Origin of the sequence: Enterococcus cecorum, from assembly GCF_052119425.1 — a bacterium.
Lineage (GTDB): Bacteria > Bacillota > Bacilli > Lactobacillales > Enterococcaceae > Enterococcus_E > Enterococcus_E cecorum_C.
On the sequence record NZ_JBQKFH010000119.1, the window covers coordinates 1 to 369 of the forward strand.

Consider the following 369-nt stretch of genomic DNA (forward strand, 5'->3'; position numbering starts at 1 on the left):
TTGATCGTTTCCATATTATCCAGCAATTGACTCGTGCTTTGAATAATAAACGAATTCAAGTAATGAATGAACAAAAAAATAAGGAATCTCGACACTATACAAAATTAAAAAGATATTGGAAATTCGTTTTAACACACGAGGATAATCTGAATTACGAGAAACGTTCACAGTACCCATTATTCGATAAAAAATTCGTCACTCAAACAGAAGTCGTAGATACCTTACTCTCATTTGATGAAGGATTTAAGCAATGTTATCAGATTTATCAAAGTCTGCTTGGACACTTTCATAAAAAGGAATACAACAAATTTTTTGATATACTCTATAACTTACCTCAAAACTTAGATAAAAAATTTAAAAAGTCAATTA

The 369-nt window shown here is 29.0% G+C and carries 1 protein-coding gene; it reads left to right on the forward strand.

What is annotated here, in order from left to right:
- The coding region (locus ACTQZM_RS12100; RefSeq protein WP_441653905.1) for a transposase at window positions 1-369 on the forward strand (369 nt) is incomplete at both ends.